At 56.8% G+C, this 17,927-nt stretch carries 16 protein-coding genes and 1 tRNA gene; 13 read left to right on the top strand and 4 right to left on the bottom strand.

The window, feature by feature from the left end:
* The first annotated feature begins 20 nt into the window (after positions 1–20).
* Positions 21–1,952 carry a BglG family transcription antiterminator gene (locus tag QFI97_RS21625; RefSeq protein WP_095094609.1) on the top strand — a complete coding sequence of 644 codons (1,932 nt, stop codon included), beginning with the start codon at positions 21–23 and terminating at the stop codon, positions 1,950–1,952.
* A 179-nt stretch (positions 1,953–2,131) separates the two neighbouring features.
* Here QFI97_RS21625 and QFI97_RS21630 read toward each other — a convergent pair whose 3' ends face one another.
* Together QFI97_RS21630 and QFI97_RS21635 are read right to left on the bottom strand one after the other, a co-directional pair.
* A complete protein-coding gene (locus tag QFI97_RS21630; protein WP_095094607.1) occupies positions 2,132–2,470 on the bottom strand; it encodes a hypothetical protein in 339 nt (112 codons plus the stop codon).
* A 64-nt stretch (positions 2,471–2,534) separates the two neighbouring features.
* On the bottom strand, positions 2,535–2,900 hold the full coding sequence (locus tag QFI97_RS21635) for a hypothetical protein (protein ID WP_223261741.1): 366 nt from the start codon (positions 2,898–2,900) through the stop codon (positions 2,535–2,537).
* A gap of 220 nt (positions 2,901–3,120) precedes the next feature.
* Here QFI97_RS21635 and QFI97_RS21640 point away from each other — a divergent pair, with 220 nt between their 5' ends.
* Positions 3,121–3,873 carry a response regulator transcription factor gene (locus QFI97_RS21640; protein WP_095094605.1) on the top strand — a complete coding sequence of 251 codons (753 nt, stop codon included), beginning with the start codon at positions 3,121–3,123 and terminating at the stop codon, positions 3,871–3,873.
* Positions 3,861–5,225 carry an ATP-binding protein gene (locus tag QFI97_RS21645; protein WP_223261740.1) on the top strand — a complete coding sequence of 455 codons (1,365 nt, stop codon included), beginning with the start codon at positions 3,861–3,863 and terminating at the stop codon, positions 5,223–5,225. Before QFI97_RS21640 ends, QFI97_RS21645 begins: the two co-directional genes overlap by 13 nt.
* On the opposite strand, the gene QFI97_RS21650 is transcribed toward QFI97_RS21645, so the two are convergent.
* On the bottom strand, positions 5,215–7,149 hold the full coding sequence (locus QFI97_RS21650) for a TonB-dependent receptor domain-containing protein (protein WP_346431963.1): 1,935 nt from the start codon (positions 7,147–7,149) through the stop codon (positions 5,215–5,217). The two genes, QFI97_RS21645 and QFI97_RS21650, sit on opposite strands and share 11 nt — an antisense overlap.
* Positions 7,150–7,457: 308 nt before the next feature.
* Between QFI97_RS21650 and QFI97_RS21655 the strand changes: the two genes are divergently transcribed.
* From QFI97_RS21655 to QFI97_RS21690, 8 genes are all read left to right on the top strand, one after another.
* Entirely contained in the window at positions 7,458–7,841 is a 384-nt protein-coding gene (locus QFI97_RS21655; protein ID WP_095094601.1) for a hypothetical protein, read from the top strand.
* 316 nt (positions 7,842–8,157) lie between these two features.
* Positions 8,158–9,285, top strand: a complete 1,128-nt coding sequence (locus tag QFI97_RS21660; protein WP_346431964.1) for a transporter substrate-binding protein — start codon at positions 8,158–8,160, stop codon at positions 9,283–9,285.
* Positions 9,282–9,875: an ANTAR domain-containing response regulator gene (locus QFI97_RS21665; protein WP_346431966.1), complete on the top strand. Its 594-nt coding sequence runs from the start codon at positions 9,282–9,284 to the stop codon at positions 9,873–9,875. The genes QFI97_RS21660 and QFI97_RS21665 overlap by 4 nt, the downstream gene beginning before the upstream one ends.
* Positions 9,872–10,720 (top strand): ABC transporter permease, encoded by an 849-nt coding sequence (locus QFI97_RS21670; RefSeq protein WP_095094595.1) that lies wholly within the window; start codon positions 9,872–9,874, stop codon positions 10,718–10,720. Before QFI97_RS21665 ends, QFI97_RS21670 begins: the two co-directional genes overlap by 4 nt.
* A complete protein-coding gene (locus QFI97_RS21675) occupies positions 10,720–11,640 on the top strand; it encodes an ABC transporter permease (RefSeq protein WP_095094593.1) in 921 nt (306 codons plus the stop codon). The genes QFI97_RS21670 and QFI97_RS21675 overlap by 1 nt, the downstream gene beginning before the upstream one ends.
* Positions 11,641–11,652: 12 nt before the next feature.
* Complete coding sequence (locus QFI97_RS21680) at positions 11,653–13,257, top strand: ABC transporter substrate-binding protein (RefSeq protein WP_346431967.1); 1,605 nt, start codon at positions 11,653–11,655, stop codon at positions 13,255–13,257.
* A gap of 58 nt (positions 13,258–13,315) precedes the next feature.
* The gene (locus tag QFI97_RS21685) at positions 13,316–14,263 is read left to right on the top strand and encodes an acetamidase/formamidase family protein (protein ID WP_346431968.1); all 948 of its coding nucleotides are present in this window, start codon (positions 13,316–13,318) and stop codon (positions 14,261–14,263) included.
* Positions 14,264–14,270: 7 nt separating this feature from the next.
* Positions 14,271–16,004 (top strand): ABC transporter ATP-binding protein, encoded by a 1,734-nt coding sequence (locus QFI97_RS21690; protein WP_346431969.1) that lies wholly within the window; start codon positions 14,271–14,273, stop codon positions 16,002–16,004.
* Positions 16,005–16,385: 381 nt separating this feature from the next.
* Here QFI97_RS21690 and QFI97_RS21695 read toward each other — a convergent pair.
* Positions 16,386–16,462: transfer RNA gene (locus QFI97_RS21695), tRNA-Arg, on the bottom strand.
* A 353-nt stretch (positions 16,463–16,815) separates the two neighbouring features.
* On the opposite strand from QFI97_RS21695, the gene folD reads away from it, so the two are divergent.
* Both folD and ybcJ read left to right on the top strand, forming a co-directional pair.
* Positions 16,816–17,682 (top strand): bifunctional methylenetetrahydrofolate dehydrogenase/methenyltetrahydrofolate cyclohydrolase FolD, encoded by an 867-nt coding sequence (gene folD, locus QFI97_RS21700; protein WP_041144398.1) that lies wholly within the window; start codon positions 16,816–16,818, stop codon positions 17,680–17,682.
* Between the two features lies 1 nt (position 17,683).
* Positions 17,684–17,896, top strand: a complete 213-nt coding sequence (ybcJ, locus tag QFI97_RS21705; RefSeq protein WP_095094561.1) for a ribosome-associated protein YbcJ — start codon at positions 17,684–17,686, stop codon at positions 17,894–17,896.
* Positions 17,897–17,927 lie beyond the last annotated feature (31 nt).

Raw genomic sequence — 17,927 nt, forward strand, 5'->3', positions numbered from 1 at the left:
CGTCAGACAAAGGAGAGGAAATGCAAAATAAGCATCTGAAACTGCTGCGGCTGTTTCTCGACGGCGCTGACGCGCAAACCGCACAGATGCTGGCTATGAATATGGCCGTCAGCGATCGCAGCGTGAAGAACTACATTGCCGAGATAAACGCGCATGAGCCAGGGCTTATCCAGTCTTCGCACCGCGGTTATGCGGTGGATAAAGAGCGCATCATGCGCGTGCTCTCCAGCCATGCCCATAAAATGCCGCAAACGCCGGAAGAAAGAATTAACTACCTGCTGACCCAGCTCCTCAACAGCCGCCAGCCGACGGCGCAACTGCCCGACCTGTACGGTCTGAGCGATGTGCTGTGCGTCAGCTATGAAACCGTCAAAAAAGATCTGCTACTGGTCAGAAAAAAACTGAAAGATTTTAATCTGTACCTCACCGTGACCAACGATTGTCTGGCTATTGAGGGGCTGGAGCAGGACAAACGGCGGATGTTTTCCAGCATTCTGTACGCGGAATTTAGCGCGAATATTCTCAGCCTGACGGAAATCGGACGGATATTTCCCCGCTACGATATCGACCAGCTGGTCTCTATTCTGGTCGAATCATGTAAATCCTGGCACTACTTCATCAACGAATATGCGTTGCTAAGCCTGGTGCTGGATGTCGTTATCAGTATTGATCGCATTCGGAACGACCACACCTTTAATCCGTGTTCCGCCGCCTCGCCCGCTGCCGGTGAAAGAAAATATGATGAGCGTGAAACAACGCTGGCGCGCCACGTCATTAACGAAATTGAGCAGCACTTCGAGGTGATTTATAGCGAACAGGAAGCCGAAGCGCTCACCGTGGTTCTGCTCAGCAGTCTTATCAGAATCGACATGGACGAAATCCACGCCGGGAATATCGAGGTGCTGGCCGGCAAAGAGTGCATGGAGCTGGTGGCGATACTGTGCAAAGAAATGCGGCGCTATGATTTTATTGATGGCGACAGCGAGCAGTTCCTGGTGCGATTCACCATCCATATTAAAAATTTGCTGGTGCGGCTTCAGCATGGGCACGTTACCCGTAATCCCTTAACTGAACAGATTCGGACATCCTGCCCGCTTATTTTTGACTGCGCGGTGGCGATTTCGGAAAAAATTCGCCAGGCCACCGGCTTCACCGTGGACGAGCATGAAATTGCCTATATTGCGCTGCATATTGGCAGCATTTTGGGCAACCAGATCGCCGGACAAAATAAGGTGAGCTGCGTGCTGCTGGTGCCGCACTATCATAACCATACCAACCAGCTAATATCGCAGATTGACAGCCTGTTCGGCCAGCAGCTTATTATTCGGGCTATAATTACCTCCTATGAAGAGTTTGCCAACCTGCCGGCGCCTGACTTTCTGATCTCCACGCTGCGGATCCCGCAAACCCTGATGGAATGGGTTTATATTAATCCGTTTCTGACCGACAGGGATATTTCGGCCCTGCAGTATAAAATCGAGCGCGTACGGCAGAAGAAGAAACGGGCCCGGCTGCTGGAAAACCTGCAGCTTATCTCCAACGAAAAACTGTTTTTCCACAATCCGCAGCTGGCGGATGAAAACGAAGCGATTCCGTTTATGGCGGATGCGCTGCACCGCCACGGCTACGTGGATGCGGATTTCGTGCACGATGTTTTCCAGAGGGAGCACAACTACTCCACCACCTTTGGCAATATCGCCGTTCCGCATTCAATGAAGATGAATGCGGACAAAACCGGGCTATGCGTCGTGATTAGCGAGAAAAGCTTCCCGTGGGGCAATAACATGGTCAATGTAGTGCTGCTGTTTTCGATTAATCAGGCCGAGAGGGCCCTGTTCTACGATATCTTCGATAACCTTATCGTACTGCTCCTCGAGCCGCCGAATTTGAAAAAGGCCAGCGAATGCCGCACGTGGCAGGAGTTTGTCACCACTATTATTGAATGTTTTTAAATCTAAAAAATACCCGCATATTTGACAGCCCGTAGCCGATACGCCGTATTCGCGCCTTGGGATATTTATGGACATGGAAACGCTACGCTACGTGCCGAAAAACGGCTTTTGGGGTCCCTTGAGGGTAACGCAGTCGATGCTGCCCTGTTAAGAAGGGCATCTGGTTGCATAAGGAACGCTCACTTCAGGCGGCACTCTTTGTTTATTTCATTCTCAATGTCTCGATCTTTCGAGTGCTCTACCAGTCGTTTAAATTTACGCTTGAGCTCAATACCGGACGGAGTACAGTTTTTTGAGTCAGCTAGCTGTACCGCAGCACTGTAAGCGTTGTAGCAGCGATCAACATCCGAAACGTCCTTTTTGCACTGGCTGAAAAGGAGATAAGTATTGTCGGGTTGCTGCAACATTTTTTCTAACTCACTATTGGTTTGCAACTCCCGAAATATTTTGGGAAAAAACAGGGCTGTCGCTACCGCTACCAGAACTACGCCAATCGCCACCGTTAATTTGAATGTCATACTGATTTTCTCGCGCTGACGTAATATTTGCTTCCGGATAACCGCTACACGGCAGAACGTGTAATTAAAGGTCGTTTTGGCAGCTGGATATCATAGACAAAATGGCCCTCTGTACGTCCGGAGCATGAGGGGCATAATAAAAATCTACGCTTGTTTGTTTTTTACCAAAGGATGAGACATCAACCCACGCCACATCTTCATAGTTGGCGTCCTGCAAATTGTAGCGTTGCGTCCCTCCAGGCAAAGGGTCATCCTTCATTAAGGACAATTTCTGCGAGAGCGCTGCTGAATACAGACAATTCTCTACAGCGGGCTTTTGCCCGGCGAAATATACCGTTTTTAATTCCGGGTGAATGCCAACACGACCAGGATCCACGCAACCACAAAGCATAACGGCGATAATGCTTATAGCGGTTTTATTCATCGCCATAAGTCCTCCTTCGAATAAATGCCGCTCATATTAACCGGGCGTTCTTATACACATGCTCAATAGTATCTTAACCTTGAACGTCTGGTTTGAACTGAAACACGGCAAACTGACAGCCAACCATTTGCGATAAAGAGGCCAACACTATTATTGAAAATAACACTCATTCTCATTATATTGTTATGCTATTCTTCCCTCCGCCGCGTCTAAGTCGTCAGTAATAATGGATAACTTTTCTTTTCCTGTCAGTATCTTAGTCGTTGATGATCACCGAAAAATTCGCGAACCGCTTGCTGCATGGCTGCGGCGTCAGCGCCTCAATGTCATCACGGCTGATGATGCCACCTCAATGTGGTCAATGCTGCGTTCAAACACCTTTAACCTGATCGTTCTGGATGTCATGCTGCCTGACGGTGATGGCATGCTGCTTTGCCAGCAGATTCAGCGCAAATACAAAACGCCTGTCATCCTGCTTACGGCGAAGGACGCGCTTGACGACCGCATCAGTGGGCTGGAGATGGGGGCTGATGATTACGTGGTAAAGCCATTCGAGCCGCGTGAGCTACTTGCCCGCATCCATACCGTGCTGAGGCGTGCCCGGAGAACGGATGGGCCACAGCATACTGCTCACCAACGGCCCGATCGTACGATGAATTTTTCCGGGTTGATCTACCGGCCGGTCAGCCGCACGGTCACCAATCCACAGGGGATAACGCTGAAGCTGAGTACTGTGGAAGCCCGGCTCCTGACCGCTTTTCTCTCCAGCCCGGGTGCTGTACTCAGCCGGGAAGTGCTGATGGATCGCTGCATAACGCCCGGAAATGAGGTTTTTGACCGGGCAATCGATCGACAGGTCAGCCGCCTACGAAACCGCCTGCAGCAGTTGCTTCCGGGGGTTGTTCTGCTGGATACGGTATGGGGAGAGGGCTACCGTCTGGCTTCGCAGGTTGAGGCGCGCGACGAATGCCTCAGCTAAAACGCCTGCTGCCGCAGAGAATGATGAGCCAGCTTGGTTTGCTGATGGTTTCGGCAATTGTGATTGCCAATCTGCTCGCGGTGGGCGGCCTTCAGCTGATCGGTAATTTGCTCTCTCCTGCCACGCGTAATCTGGCTGTGGAACGTATTGAGCTGGCCTATCTTACCAGCCAGCTGGCGGCTGGTTCTCCGTTACATATTCTTCGTGAGGATGGCGCCAGGTTCTGGATTGCCGATCATGCTGAAGTGACGCCTTTCCCCATGCGGCGTGAAGAGCGGCGCCTGCGTGACGCTATTTTGAAGTTAAAGGGATTTGCGCCGGACATGCAGGTGACGTTTCAGCTCGAGCGTTCCAACGGTGGGCCGGCGCGCTGGCATCTCTTTAGTACGGAAAATAGCGACCCTTTAAGGCTGCGATCGACGCTCTCTTTGCCTGACGGGACTTATCTGAACGGCATACAGCCGCTTGATCCGGCATATGCATGGATACAGCTGCTCTCACTGTCACTGGTCATCATGACGGTTCCGCTGATTCTGCTGAGTCTTTACTTCACCCACCGCGTTGTCAGGCCGATTCAGCGACTTGCCGCCGCCGCTGATGCCCTTAGTCGGGGAGACTGGACCGGTAGTCTACCTCTCGTTGGCCCGCGGGAATCGAAAGACCTGACGGGTAGCTTTAATCTGATGCAGCAACGTCTTGCCCGGCATCTGGAAGGCAAGACCCGTATGCTGGCCTCAATGAGCCATGACTTCAACACGCCGCTGACAGAACTGCGCCTGCAAATAGAACTCATGGATGCCGGAGAGGCTCGTGATGACATGCTGGAAAGTCTCATTGAATTGCAGAGTATGGTCAGTGAAACGCTGAACTTTATCCGTGATGAAACGCCGCAGGAGAAAACCTGCCGCTGCAACCTGAGCAAGTTACTGAGCGATCTGACGCATCGTTACGGCCAAAAAGGCGAGTCAGTTAACTGGCAGGGAGAGGCAGAGATTACGATCAACTGCCGACCGCTGGCGATAAAACGGGTACTAAGCAATCTTATTGAGAACGCATTGAGCTATGCAGGCGAGGCATCCGTCATACTCACAACGGAGAGCAACATGGTAAGGATAGATGTTCTGGACAGCGGTCCGGGTATCCCGGAGAAACAGCTTGAGCAGGTCTTCGAACCCTTCGTTCGCTTGAATGATAATCGCGCCGCCCGACACCACTTTGGCGGCGGGCTGGGTTTAGGTTTATCGATTGCCCGTGCTTGCGTCCATGCCCACGGCGGCGAGCTGAGCCTGAAGAATCGCTCGCCCGCCGGTTTATGTGCAACGATTTTGCTGCCAGGAGCGATCAGAAGCTGAGCGTCACTCCCCCCCAGAAGGTTCGACCGTAGTTGACCGTACCGTAGGTTTCGTCGTTCAGACGCTTATCGCCAATGTTGTAAATAGCGCCATTGAGGGCCAGATTCCGGCTAAGCTGATGCGACACGCCAACATCTGCCGTCAGGTAATCGGGGGCCGGCTCAGCGGTAACGGAGGTCCCGTACTCTTTACCGTAATAGTTAGCCGCTGCCCAAAACTGCGTTTGTCCCGTGTAATCCCATTCGCTGCGCAGGCTGGCTTTATGCTTAGCAGTTAAAGCCAGCGGCGCCCCTTTATTGCTGCCGCTTTTCTGCTCTGAATCCAGGAAGGTATAGTTAGCCTTTAACGATAGCTCAGGCGTTATCTTCCAGCTGCCGGTTAATTCCGCGCCTCTGATGATCGCTTTATCAATATTGATACGCTCCATCACGATATAACCGTTCCAGCGTCGATCCGTCGTTAGCGTGGAAAGCTTGTCCTGGAAGTCGTTGTAGAAGAGCGTAGCGCTGGCAGAAAGATCGTCACGATTCGACCACATCGCGGAAAGCTCGTAATTGGTACTGGTTTCAGGCTTCAGATTGGGATTACCGAGCATGGCCCAGGTATTGCGGCGCAGTACCGCGTAATCGTCAATCACCGCGCGAATTTCCGGCGCCTTAAAGCCTCGCGCGACGCCGCCTTTCAGGGTCCACTCATCACTGACATACCAAACGCCATATAAGCGCGGGCTGTAGTGATTGCCGTACTGTTCGTGATTATCAAGGCGTAATCCACCGGTGAGCGAGAACGCTTCAGCGAGCCGCCATTCGTCCTCGATGAACAGCGCTCGTTGCACCACGCTATAGCGATGATCCTGGCGTGTACCATCTCCCTGGTTCCAGTCTTTTAGCTCATTTTCCTGCCACTGTCCGCCCAGCGTGGCGGTATGGTACATGGTCGGCACGATCAGTTTTGCATCCAGCACGCTATTTTTGATGGTGGGTTTACGGCCGTAAACGTCACTCTGTGAAGGGCTGGCTAATCCTTCACGGCTGGTTTTTTCCTGAGCAAAAGAAACCGTCGATGTTCCCCAGTCCCAGCGGCCGTCGTAGCTGACAGACCAGTGATCGCGGTTATTTTTTTGTTCACGCGTCGCCCAGTTTGCACTCTCGCCATCACCGTTTTTCAGGCGACTGACGCCGCCTTCAAGCTGCAGCTCCTGGTTATCGGTTGGCGCGAATGACAGCCTCCCGGTTACGTCCTTATGGTCGGCTTTGCTGAAGCCATTGGTGTTCTGCACATCATCATCGGCCTGACGATCCAGATAGCGCCCCCATAGCTGTAAGCCCAGCTTGTCATCGACCAGGGGACCCGCCAGGTAAAACTGCGTGTTTGCCGCATTGCCCTGGTCGTCATGCTGGCGAGCAGCATAGTCCCAGGAGAGCGACCCGCCCCACTGCTTATTGACCTTACGGGTAATGATATTGATGACTCCGCCAATCGCATCTGACCCGTAAAGCGATGACATTGGCCCGCGAATCACCTCAATACGTTCGATGGCGGCCGCCGGCGGGATAAAACTCTGCTCATAACCGGCATTGCCATTCACCCGGGAATCGCGACCACTCTGGCGCTTTCCGTCAACAAGGATGAGCGTGTAATCTCCCGGCATGCCGCGAATGGAGATGTCATTTTCATTGGCGCCGCCGATGACGGCTACACCTTCGACATCGCGAACGGCATCAGCCAGGTTTTGGATAGAACGTTTACGGAGATCCTCGCCTGAAATCACGGTCACTGACGCGGGTGCATCTTCCAGCCGCTGTTCAAATCCGGATGCTGTGACCACCATCGTCTCTGACTCTGCGGCGCTGGCCGCTGAGGTGAATAGCAGGATCAGACTGGCTAATTCAGTTCGTTTAAATTTAATGATTGAGTTGCACATGATTGATTAACGCCCCCGACAAAAACGCTAATAGTAATCATCCGCATCTGTGAAAATTGGACAAAGTGAGACAGATAAATGACTTCCGGACCCATGATGGCCCGCGTATGGCACCGACTATCGGCAATGCTGCCGGGGGAGCGTTCTGTTTACCGATCGTTCTTTGAAAAAGTTTGGACGGATCGGGCCGATCGCTATACTGATGCATCAATAGATTGAACCATCCAGATCTTTGCCAGCTGCATAGTGCAGACCCGGCATAAATACGCGATGGCTGAAGTGAAAAAACTTTCACAGGGAGATGGATAATGATGAGAAAACTAGCGTATAGCTTACTGATGATATTATGTGGGGCCGTTTTGACGATTTCCGCCATTTTCGTGATGATGGCGTTTTCTCGGGTTTTCCCAGCCAGCGATGAATTTCAACAATCCTGTCGAAAGTTTGACGCTGAAGAGATAAAAACAAAATTCATTCAGTCGTGGTTCAGGATGGCGGCAAAGGACGATCGTCTGGAAAAGATGGGGTTATCTAAGGTGGCATTCATTACAACGCCCTCCTTTTCAGACAACGCCTGGTCCGGGAAATTATTGGTCATTGGCGAAAAGAGTCGATACTCAGCGTACGTCATTCTTAACTGTCACAATGGTTATTATGATTACACAGACCTCTCCGAGGGTGAGGACGAATAAGCATTATCCCTGCCCTTTGGGCTAAAGCTAGCAGCCATATCCCGCAATATTGATCGAGAGATCTTCCTGTTCCATGCGGTAGAACCCTGCACTATGCTGGGGAATCTGCATCCTCGTAGTGCAATGCCGCAAAATCAAAAATTCTAACCTGATGATCTCGCAGAACTTTAAAGATGGCATGAATTTTTCATGTCGGTTATATACAAGCCGGGGCAACCCTTAAGCCTTGTTCCCATTAAATATCGACAGGTAATGAAGCCTGATTGTCCTGCTAAGGACGATCGGGCTTTTTTTATTGAGGCGGAGAGCAAAGCACGTGCAAACCATTGATATCGGCATTCTGCTGTCAACGGAAGGGACCTATAGCCATATGGCGAACAGCGCGCTGTCCGGCGCGCGCCATGCGCTGGCGGAAATCAATGCCGATCCCGCTTCCCCATTTCAGCTCCGGGCCCGGCATATCAACCCGGCGGGCGAGCTGGCGGCCTACGGCGAAGCGGTGAGCGACTTTATCGATCGCGGCATCCGCCATATTTTCGGCACCATAACCTCCGCCAGCCGTAAGGAGATAATCCCTGACCTGGAGCAGCATAACCTGCTGCTGTGGTACGGCTGTCCTTACGAAGGGTTCGAGAGCTGCGAGCAGGTGGTGTATCTCGGCGGCTGCCCGAACCAGACCCTGCTGCCGCTGCTGCGGCTGGCGCTGGATACGTTCGGAACCCGCGCCTGGCTGACCGGCTCCAACTACGTCTGGGGCTGGGAGAGCAACCGCATCGCCCGCGAAGTGGTGGAAGCCTCCGGCGGCACGGTGGCGGGTGAAAAATATCTGCACCTGAGAAACAGCAGCGTAACGGAGCTGGTCGAGGCGATTCTCAGCACAGATGTCGATTTTGTGCTCAACAACCTGGTGGGCGAAAGCTCTTACGCTTTTCTGCGCGCACTGGACGCCGCCTGTGTTCGCGAGCGGCGAACGCTAGCAGTGCTCAGCTGTAACTTTACCGAAGCGGAAGTCGATGAGGTTGCCCCGCTGCGGGCGGTGCGCCTGCTCTCCTGCGGCCCGTTTTTTGAAAGCGTCGACCCCGACTTTTGCGCGCGGCAGCGCCTGCTGCACGGCGCGCAGCGCATCTCCCACTACTACATCGGCGCCTGGCGGGCGGTAAGGCTGTTTGCCGACAGCCTGCGTCAGGCCGGAGACAGCCAGCCGGAAGCGGTGCTGGCGGCGCTGTATCGCCAGCATGACGCGCGGTCGCCTGGCGCTCGCTCGGTGCTGGCGCAAAACAACCACGCCTGCCTGCCCTGCCACATCGCCGAGCTGCAGCAAACCCGCTTTCAGCTGCTGCATAGCGAACCGCAGCCGGTGATGCCCGACCCCTATCTTTCTGCGACCGACCTGCGCCACGGTCGGACGGTTTCGGCCAGACCTGCCCTGAGGATTGTGAAATGAAAACGCTACTGTCCCCGGATTTTGATGCTCAGCCGCTCCTGCTGGTGGATTGTGAAGCGAGGAGCCGTGAAGCGCTGGAAAAGAATCTCACGCGGATGGGCATTCGCTGGCATCACCTGACGGCGGATGAGGCCGCGCCGCCGCTTACCCCCTGCGCGGTGCTGGTGGAGCTGGAGGCGTTCGCCAGCCCGCTGACCCTGCAACAGGTCAATCTGGCGGGGATACCGGTGATTGCGCTGACCTCGCACGAGGGGCTTTCCCAGGTACAGCGCGCGCTGGAGCTGGGAGCCACGGCGATCCTCGCCAAACCCATTACCCAGCGGGCCATCTATACCACCCTGATGATGGCGGTAGGGCTGCGTCAGCAGCTGAATGACGGCCGGCAGCAGCAGGCGCTGCTGCGCCAGCGTCTGGCGGCGATGCCGCAGATTACCCGGGCGCTGGCGGCCCTGATGATGGCGGAAAATATTGATGAACAACAGGCCTGGGTTCGCCTGCGCACGGAATCGATGCGCACCAACCAGCCGGTGGCGCAGGTGGCGCAGCAGTGGTTGCTGCGGATGGCGCCCGGCGAACGGGGGGCGCAATGAGCCGGATGGGGTATCTCCTGCGGCGGCCCGCGCTGCTGCTCTCGCTGCTGTTTATTCTGCTGGTGGTGCTGGCCGCGCTGTTCGCCCCCTGGCTCACGCCCTTCGATCCCAATGAACAGTTTGTCGAGGGGCTGAGCCTTGAGGGCGCCCCGCTCCCGCCCAACGCTACTTACTGGCTGGGAACCGATCTGCTGGGGCGCGATCTGTTCTCGCGGCTGATTTACGGCGCGAGAACTTCGCTGCTGATCGGCGTGGTCGCCAACGGTATTGCGGTACTGACTGGCGTACTGGTGGGGCTGAGCGCCGGTTATATGCAGGGGCGTATCGGAGGGCTGCTGATGCGCTTTACCGATCTGATGATGGCGTTTCCGGCGCTGCTGCTGGCGATTGCGCTGGCGGCGATTTTCCAGCCCAGCGTCTGGATCGTGGCGATGGTGATCGCCATGGTGAACTGGGTGCAGATCGCCCGGGTTATCTACGCCGAAACCAGCGCCCTCAGCGCCCGCGACTTTATCGCCGTGGAACGTACCCTGGGGGCCGGAACCTTACGCATTCTCGGCGTGCATCTAATTCCGCATCTGGTGCCTACGGTACTGGTCTGGGCCACCCTGGGCATCTCCACCACGGTACTGCTGGAGGCCACCCTCTCGTTTCTCGGGGTGGGGGTACAGCCGCCGACCGCGAGCTGGGGCAATATCATCTTTGAAAGCCAGACCTGGTTCACCTCGGCCCCGTGGCTGGTGTTCTTTCCCGGTGCAGCGATCGTGCTGCTGTCGCTCGCTTTCAATATCGCCGGCGACGCCCTGCGCGACGCCCTCGACCCTGGTTTAAAACGGAGAAGCTGATGCTGTTTCTGGGAAAACGTCTGTTGCATGCCGGGCTGATCCTGCTTGGCGTTACGCTGATCTGCTACCTGCTGCTGTTTATGCTGCCCGCCGATCCGGCACGCCAAATCGCCGGACGCAGCGCCACGCCGGAAGTGGTCGAAAACATCCGCCATCAGCTGGGGCTGGATCTGCCGTTTTATCAGCAATATTTGCGCTATCTGAACGGGCTGCTGCACGGCGATCTGGGTCGCTCGTTTATTCAGCGCAGCGAAGTGAGCGAACTGATTTCCGCCCGTATCGGGCCTTCGCTGCAGCTGATGGCGGCGGGGATTTTCTGCGAGCTGGTGCTGGGGATCGCTCTCGGCACCCTGGCGGCGCTAAAGCGCGGCGGGCTGGCGGACCGGCTGCTGATGGCGCTCTCCTTTATCGGCGTCTCGGCACCGCAGTTCATCGCCGCGATGCTGTTTCTCTATCTTTTCGCCGTGGTGCTCAACTGGTTCCCGATGGGGGGCTACGGCGGCTTCAGCCATCTGGCGCTGCCGGCGCTCACCCTCGGCCTGCTCGGCAGCGGCTGGTACTCGCGCATGTTGCGCTCATCGATGATTGAAGTGCTGCACCAGGATTTTATCCGCACCGCGCGGGCAAAAGGGCTCGGCAGAACCCGCGTGCTGCTGCGCCACGTGCTGCCAAATGCCGTGCTGCCGCTGATTCCGATGATCGGCATTGATATCGGCATATTTATGGGCGGGCTGGTGGTGGTCGAGTCGGTCTTTGGCTGGCCAGGCATCGGTCAGCTGGCCTGGCAGGCGATTCAACAGGTGGATATTCCGGTTATTGTCGGGGTCACCACCGTCTCAGCGGTTGCCATTGTTGGCGGCAACCTTATTGCGGATCTGGTGCTGCCGTGGGTCGATCCGCGCATTGATGTCAAAAAGTAGCAGGGGAAAATGATGAAAAAAGCGTTACTGACAATGGCGGTGGCCGCAGTCTGTTTCTCTTATGGCGCGCAGGCTGACGAGAAGACCGGCGGCGATATCGTGGTGACATACCAGAACGACGTGGCGACTCTGGATCCGGCCATTGGCTATGACTGGCAAAACTGGTCGATGATCAAAAGCCTGTTCGACGGCCTGATGGACTACCGCCCCGGCACCACCGAGCTGGTGAACGATCTGGCGGAAAGCTACGCCGTTTCCGACGATGGCAAGGTCTACACCTTTGTGCTGCGCAAAGGGGTTAAATTCCACAACGGCCGCGAGGTCACGGCGGCGGACGTGAAATATTCGCTGGAGCGTACCGTCAACCCGAAAACCCAGAGCCCGGGCGCCGGATTCTTCAGCCCCATCGCGGGCTATGACGAAGAGGCCAGCGGTAAAGCCACAACCCTGAGCGGCATCGAGGTCGTGGACGATCATACCGTAAAGATCACCCTGAAAGAGCCCAACGCCACCTTCCTGCACGTGCTGGCGCTGAACTTCGCCTCGGTGGTGCCGCATGAGGAGGTGGCGAAATGGGGAGCGGACTTCGGCAAGCATCCGGTCGGCAGCGGCGCGTTTGAGCTGCAGGAGTGGAAGCTGGGCCAGGAGCTGATTTTCCGCAAGAACCCGAACTACTTTAAAGCCGGCGTGCCGCGGCTGGATCGCATTAAGTTTGAAATAGGCCAGGATCCCTCGGTCGCCCTGCTGCGGCTGGAAAAAGGCGAAGTGGATATCGCCGGCGACGGCGTGCCGCCCGCGCAGTTTCTGGCGTTTAAAAACAACCCGGCCTATAAGGGCCTGATGGTCACCGGCGACCAGCTGCAGACCGGCTACGTGACGATGAAAACCACGCTGCCCCCCTTCGATAACCTCAAGGTTCGCCAGGCGGTGAACATGGCGGTCAACAAAGACCGCATCGTGCGCATCATCAACGGACGCGCGGCGCCGGCCAATCAGCCGCTGCCGCCCGCTATGCCCGGCTACGACAAGGCTTATCAGGGTTTCAGCTACGATCCGGAAAAAGCGAAGCAGCTGCTCAGCGAAGCGGGCTTTCCCAACGGTTTTGCGACCGAACTGTACGTGATGAATACCGATCCGCAGCCGCGTATTGCCCAGTCCATCCAGCAGGATCTGGCTAAAGTGGGCATTCGCGCCAGCATCAAATCCCTGGCCCAGGCGAACGTGATTGCGGCGGGCGGTTCCGCTAGCCAGGCGCCGATGGTCTGGTCCGGCGGCATGGCGTGGATCGCCGACTTTCCGGACCCCTCCAACTTCTATGGCCCGATCCTCGGCTGCGCGGGGGCGGTAGAGGGCGGATGGAACTGGGCGCGTTACTGTAACAAGGCGCTGGACGCACAGGCGGCCGCGGCGGACAACATGGTGAAACCTGACCAGCAGGCCGCGCGTATTGAAGCCTGGCGCAAAATCTTTACCACGGCGATGAGCGACGCGCCCTGGGTGCCGGTATTCAACGAGAAGCGTTACACCGTGCACTCCGCGCGTATGGGCGGCGAGGATGCCCTCTATGTGGATCCGGTCCATGTACCGGTCAACTACGACTATATCGGGCTGAAATAATCTGCCGGCATCGTGCCGCGTTTGCCGGAACGGTGCCGCTGCTTAAAGGGGATTCAAGATGTGCCAAAATTGTCTGGTGAAGACCATTCATCATACGCAACACCATTTCGGCTGGGACAACAGCCTGAGCCCGGCGCTGCGCGTGGCTTCCGGCAGCCAGCTGGAGTTTCACTGCCTGGATGCCGCTAACGGCTGGTTCAGCGCCGGCTCAACCGCAGCGGATATCCCGACGCTGCCTTTTGATAAGCTCAACCCGGTCAGCGGGCCGGTCTATGTGGAGGGCGCCCGGCCGGGCGATGCGCTGAAGGTTACGCTGGAATCATTTCGTCCCAGCGGCTTCGGCTGGACCGCCAATATCCCGGGCTTCGGCCTGCTGGCCGATACGTTTCCCGAGCCGGCGCTGACGCTCTGGCAGTATGACAGACAGAACTTATCCCCCTGCGCCTTTGGCCGCTATGGCCGCGTGCCGCTGAAGCCCTTCGCCGGCACCATCGGCGTCGCCCCCGCCGCCGCCGGCCATCATTCGGTGGTGCCGCCGCGCCGCGTCGGCGGCAATCTGGATATTCGCGATTTAGCCGCCGGCTGCACGCTATGGCTGCCGGTGGAAGTAGAAGGCGCGCTGTTTTCAATTGGCGACACCCACGCCGCACAGGGCGATGGCGAAGTCTGCGGCACGGCGATCGAAAGCGCCATGGATGTGGTGGTAAAGCTGGAGGTGGTTAAGGATATGCCGCTGAAAACGCCGCGTTTTACCACCCCAGGTCCGGTGACCCGTCATCTGGATCGGCAAGGCTACAGCGCCTTCACCGGCATTGGCCCGGATCTGATGACCGCCGCCCGCGACGCGGTAAGCTACACCATCGATGCCCTGTGCCGCGAACAGGGAATGTCGGCAGAAGAGGCCTATATGCTCTGTTCCGTGTGCGGCGATCTGCGCATCAGCGAAATCGTCGATCGGCCTAACTGGGTGGTGTCGTTCTATTTTCCCAACAGCGTGTTTAATTAGGAGCGTTATGTCAGCAGCCATGTTCCCGGCGCCGCTACTCTCGGTGGAGCGCCTGTCGATCCAGTTTGGTACACAGCGGGTGGTGGATGACGTCAGCTTTGCGCTCTGGCCAGGAAAAACCCTGTGCATCGCCGGCGAGTCGGGCAGCGGTAAGTCGCTGACCTCGCTGGCGATCATGGGACTGCTTCCTGAGGAGGCGCATATTCCTGGCGGCGCCGTGATTTTTGCTGATCAGGATCTGCTCAGCTTGCCGGAGCGGCAAATGCAGCAGCTGCGCGGCAAAGCGGTCGCCATGATTTTTCAGGAGCCGATGACCTCGCTCAACCCGCTGATGACGGTAGGCCAGCAGCTGGAAGAGACCCTGCAACGGCACGAAGCGCTGGGCCGCCGCGAGCGGCGCGGGCGGATCGGCGCGATGCTGGACGCGGTCAAAATCGGCCAGGTGGAGAAGCGCCTGCAGCAGTATCCGCACGAGCTTTCCGGCGGCATGCGCCAGCGGGTGATGATCGCCATGGCGATGCTGTGTCAACCGCAGGTGCTGATTGCAGATGAGCCGACGACGGCCCTTGATGTCACTATTCAGGCGCAAATTCTCGATTTGATGCGCGAGCTGCAGCAGGAGTTTTCCACCAGCCTGCTGCTGATCACCCACGATATGGGGGTGGTAGCGGAAATGGCCGATGACGTGCTGGTCATGAATCACGGCAAAATCGTGGAGCAGTCCCCGGTAAAAACGCTGTTTACCGCGCCGCAGGCGCCCTATACCCGCCAGCTGCTGCAGGCGGTGCCGGTGCTTGGCCAGGCGCCCGCGCTGGCGCCGGTTGAACAGACCCAACCGCTGCTCAGCGTCCGCGACCTCTGCGTACGCTTTCCGGTGCGCGGCGACGGCCTGCGCGTGCGCCGCGAAGTTCATGCCGTAGATGGCGTCAGCTTCGATCTTTTCCCCGGCGAAACGCTGGGCATCGTCGGGGAAAGCGGCTGCGGTAAATCAACGACGGCGAAGGCGTTGATGAATATGGTGCCGTTTAGCGGCAGCGCGCAGCTCAGCGGGCAGGAGATGCACGGCCTGCAGGGTGAGGCGTTAAGAGCGATACGGCGTGATTTGCAGATGGTGTTTCAGGATCCCTCTGCGGCGCTCAATCCGCGCAAAACCATTTTCGATCTGATGGGGGAACCGCTGCTGATTCATGAGCAGATGCCTGTGGCACAGCGCACGGAGCGGGTGGCGCAGCTGTTGCAGCAGGTAGGCCTGCCTGCTGACGCGATGCGGCGGTATCCGCACCAGTTTTCCGGCGGCCAGCGCCAGCGCATCTGCATCGCGCGCGCCCTGGCGCTGAACCCTAAAGTGATTATCGCCGATGAATCGGTCTCGGCGCTGGATGTGTCGGTACAGGCGCAGGTGCTGACGCTGCTGGAGGATTTGCGCCAGCGCTACCAGCTCAGCTATCTGTTTATTTCCCATGATATGGCGGTAGTGGAACGCATTTGCCACCGGGTGGCGGTGATGTTTGGCGGCCAGATCGTGGAGATCGGCCCGCGCGATCGGGTACTGCACCATCCGCAGCATCCTTATACCAGACACCTGCTCAGCGCCGTTCCTATGCCGGACGTGCAGCGCAAGCGCGAACCCCGCGTCGCCAGCGCAATACCGGAGCGCCCTGACCCCATCAAACCCCTGGGCTGGCAGAGCGTCCGGCAGCGCTTTACTGATTTTGGCGGCGGACACCTCGCCGCCTGCTGATCGACGAAAGCGTTAAGCCGTCGGGTTTTCCACCGGTGATTCAGACGAGGCAACAACGCTTTTTCTGCCGGGTTGCGGTTCCCGGACCCAGCGCATCTGCTGCCTCTCCCTGCGGCCCTGACCAGCCTCCAGGACGTACCGTTCTGGCGGCTGAGGACGTTGTCCGCAATGACCTGGAGGATTTATCTTTAAGTTTAGATATATCGACCCGGCGGGATGGTAGCCTCATTTTGGGGGATCTCATTTCATTGAGCCGGAATCTACCCCACATGAATGGCGATTTCAGTAGACGATAGCAGGCGTTGAGGTAATGGGATATTGGCGAGTGCCGCGTGTATGCTGGATTTAGTAGACTTCAGGAGACGTTAAGAGAAGTGAAAATGGTACGCCCTACAGGGCTCGAACCTGTGACCTACGGCTTAGAAGGCCGTTGCTCTATCCAACTGAGCTAAGGGCGCACTGAGAAGCGGGAGCTTCATGATGTGCAATCGCCGGGAATTATACGGTGCACGCCTGATGAGTCAATGCATTTTGCCATCAAACTGTTTTCTGTAGGTCACTTGTCTACTTATGCGACAGGCGATGCCTAAGGATTATCCAATCCTCGCGGTCATTTCCCAGCATAACATCGGCTTAAATGCGTGCTGGTCCGCCATTTATTCATCTTAAACCCGCCTCAACGATATGGTTTATCGTCCCCCCTCGCGCCGAAAAGCGATAAAAAATCAAACGAGGACTGACAGGGAGGCTGGCTTCTGACAAAATATCCACATCCCCCTTTCGTTAAGATACAGATGGAATCCTCTCTCTGATGGCAGCAAAAATTATTGACGGTAAAACGATTGCGCAGCAGGTGCGCTCTGAAGTCGCGGAAAAAGTGAAGGCGCGCACTGCGGCCGGAAAACGCGCTCCAGGGTTAGCCGTCGTGCTGGTTGGCAGCAACCCGGCATCGCAGATTTATGTCGGCAGCAAGCGCAAAGCGTGTGAAGAGGTGGGGTTCATCTCCCGCTCATACGATCTTCCGGAAACCACCAGCGAAGCGGAGCTCCTGGAGCTTATCGATACGCTGAATGCCGATTCGGCTATCGACGGTATCCTGGTGCAGCTGCCGCTGCCTGCCGGGATCGATAATGTGAAAGTACTGGAACGCATTGCGCCGGACAAAGACGTCGATGGTTTCCATCCCTACAACGTCGGCCGCCTGTGCCAGCGCGCTCCGCGTCTGCGCCCGTGCACGCCGCGCGGTATTGTGACGCTGCTTGAGCGCTACAACATCGATACCTACGGCCTGAACGCGGTGGTGATCGGCGCCTCTAACATCGTCGGCCGCCCGATGAGCATGGAGCTGCTGCTGGCAGGCTGCACCACCACCGTTACCCACCGCTTTACCAAAAACCTGCGCCAGCACGTCGAAAATGCCGATCTGCTGATCGTCGCGGTCGGTAAACCGGGCTTTATTCCGGGAGAATGGATTAAAGAAGGCGCGATTGTGGTCGATGTCGGCATTAACCGCCTGGAAAGCGGCAAAGTGGTTGGCGATGTGGTCTATGAAGATGCCGCCGCGCGCGCGTCATACATCACGCCAGTCCCTGGCGGCGTCGGCCCGATGACCGTTGCCACCCTAATTCAGAACACGCTGCAGGCGTGCGAAGAGTATCACGACATTCAGGAGGCCTAAGATGGCGACTTTTTCTCTGGGTAAACACCCGCACGTTGAGCTGTGCGATTTGCTGAAGCTGGAAGGCTGGAGCGAAAGCGGCGCGCAGGCAAAAATCGTCATTGCCGACGGTCTGGTTAAAGTCGACGGGGCGGTTGAAACCCGCAAGCGCTGCAAGATCGTTGCCGGCCAGACGGTGAGCTTTGAAGGCCAGAGCGTAACCATCACCGCCTGATTGCCGTCGCTGAATAAAAAAATGCCGGGCC

Source organism: Klebsiella scottii, from assembly GCF_036561945.1.
In the GTDB taxonomy this organism is placed as follows: Bacteria; Pseudomonadota; Gammaproteobacteria; order Enterobacterales; family Enterobacteriaceae; genus Klebsiella; species Klebsiella scottii.

Coding starts and splice junctions, on each gene's coding strand:
- QFI97_RS21650 (WP_346431963.1), bottom strand. CDS start 7,149: ATGTGCAACTCAATCATTAAATTTAAACGAACTGAATTAGCCAGTCTG.
- QFI97_RS21690 (WP_346431969.1), top strand. CDS start 14,271: ATGTCAGCAGCCATGTTCCCGGCGCCGCTACTCTCGGTGGAGCGCCTG.
- QFI97_RS21675 (WP_095094593.1), top strand. CDS start 10,720: ATGCTGTTTCTGGGAAAACGTCTGTTGCATGCCGGGCTGATCCTGCTT.
- folD (WP_041144398.1), top strand. CDS start 16,816: ATGGCAGCAAAAATTATTGACGGTAAAACGATTGCGCAGCAGGTGCGC.
- QFI97_RS21685 (WP_346431968.1), top strand. CDS start 13,316: ATGTGCCAAAATTGTCTGGTGAAGACCATTCATCATACGCAACACCAT.
- QFI97_RS21670 (WP_095094595.1), top strand. CDS start 9,872: ATGAGCCGGATGGGGTATCTCCTGCGGCGGCCCGCGCTGCTGCTCTCG.
- QFI97_RS21635 (WP_223261741.1), bottom strand. CDS start 2,900: ATGGCGATGAATAAAACCGCTATAAGCATTATCGCCGTTATGCTTTGT.
- QFI97_RS21655 (WP_095094601.1), top strand. CDS start 7,458: ATGATGAGAAAACTAGCGTATAGCTTACTGATGATATTATGTGGGGCC.
- QFI97_RS21640 (WP_095094605.1), top strand. CDS start 3,121: ATGGATAACTTTTCTTTTCCTGTCAGTATCTTAGTCGTTGATGATCAC.
- QFI97_RS21645 (WP_223261740.1), top strand. CDS start 3,861: ATGCCTCAGCTAAAACGCCTGCTGCCGCAGAGAATGATGAGCCAGCTT.
- QFI97_RS21625 (WP_095094609.1), top strand. CDS start 21: ATGCAAAATAAGCATCTGAAACTGCTGCGGCTGTTTCTCGACGGCGCT.
- QFI97_RS21630 (WP_095094607.1), bottom strand. CDS start 2,470: ATGACATTCAAATTAACGGTGGCGATTGGCGTAGTTCTGGTAGCGGTA.
- ybcJ (WP_095094561.1), top strand. CDS start 17,684: ATGGCGACTTTTTCTCTGGGTAAACACCCGCACGTTGAGCTGTGCGAT.
- QFI97_RS21665 (WP_346431966.1), top strand. CDS start 9,282: ATGAAAACGCTACTGTCCCCGGATTTTGATGCTCAGCCGCTCCTGCTG.
- QFI97_RS21680 (WP_346431967.1), top strand. CDS start 11,653: ATGAAAAAAGCGTTACTGACAATGGCGGTGGCCGCAGTCTGTTTCTCT.